Origin of the sequence: Bartonella sp. AP57NXGY (genome assembly GCF_042195805.1) — a bacterium.
Taxonomy (GTDB): Bacteria; Pseudomonadota; Alphaproteobacteria; order Rhizobiales; family Rhizobiaceae; genus Bartonella.
Genome location: NZ_JBHIOZ010000294.1, coordinates 1 through 1338 on the forward strand (window position 1 = coordinate 1; position 1338 = coordinate 1338).

1 protein-coding gene is annotated in these 1338 nt (G+C 37.7%); it reads left to right on the top strand.

The annotated features are described in order from the left end of the window. Positions 1-271: 271 nt before the first annotated feature. Positions 272-1338 (top strand): glutamine synthetase family protein (locus ACFIL8_RS10400; RefSeq protein WP_375689707.1); only part of this gene is annotated, 1067 nt, incomplete at its 3' end.

Below are 1338 nucleotides of genomic sequence, written 5' to 3' on the forward strand. Positions count from 1 at the left end.
TTATATATGATTATTTGAATCGGAATTAGGTTACGTACAATATGGTATTTCTCGCTGTTTTATATAAGGAGAAGGTTCGCACCGATGTATCGCGTGCAATATCAATTTTTTCACTATGGTGATAGGATAGCTTGTTGAGCGTAAAGTTCTTTTACCTTGATGGATCTTATAGTATTATTCAAAATATCAGTTGATAAATTTTTTTCGTGTCGTTTATGCATGGGCTGATACAATAAGAATAGGACTTGATTGTTTTTAAAGTTGGTATGTTATGGATGTAAAAAATGGTAAACAAACGAAAAGTAAGAATTTTAAACCTGTTTCTCGTTTTCTCAAAAGTTTACGTGGTGTGCACAATTGGGAACAAGTTTCACAATGGCTTGCTTTCCGTAAGGTAGAGGATATTGAATGTATTACGCCTGATCAAGCAGGGGTACCACGGGGCAAGATGATGCTTTCTAAAAAATTTACATCGGAAACATCATTGGCATTGCCTTCAGCAGTTTTTATGGCAACAATTTCAGGGGATTATCCGGAAGATGGTCATGGTTTTGAATATCCTAAAGCAGATGGTGATTTACGCCTTGAGCCTGATCTTTCTACGTTAAGCATTGTTCCATGGGAAGATGCTCCTACGGCACAGGTGATTTGTGATCTTGTGTATCAAAATGGTCAGGTTGTAGATTACACACCACGCAATGTTTTACGAACGGTGGTTCACTTTTACACAAAAATGGGTTTAAGCCCTGTTGTTTCACCAGAAATTGAGTTTTATTTGGTACAAAAAAATCCCGATCCTGATTATCCGTTAGTTCCACCGGTTGGTCGTTCTGGGCGTTCAATTGGTGGTGGACAGGGGTATTCCATTGCTGGTGTTAATGAATTTGATGATTTGATAGATGATATTTATCAATTTTCAGAGGCACAAGGATTGGAAATTGATACCCTCATTCATGAAGAAGGAGCAGGTCAGTTTGAAATTAATTTACGTCATGGTGATCCTATTGAGTTAGCGGATCAAGTTTTTATGTTTAAACGAACAATTCGTGAAGCAGCACTAAAACATAATATGTATGCAACTTTTATGGCAAAACCCATTCAAGGGCAGCCGGGTTCTGCTATGCATATTCACCAATCGGTTGTTGATAAGAAAACCGGTATGAATATTTTTACACAGGAAAATGGTGAAGAAAGTATCTGTTTTCGCCATTTTATTGGTGGATTGCAAAAACATATGCCAGGGGTACTTGTGATGCTTGCACCTTATGTGAATTCTTATCGACGTCTTGTCCCTGATAATTCGGCTCCTGTTAATTTGCGATGGGGATATGATAATCG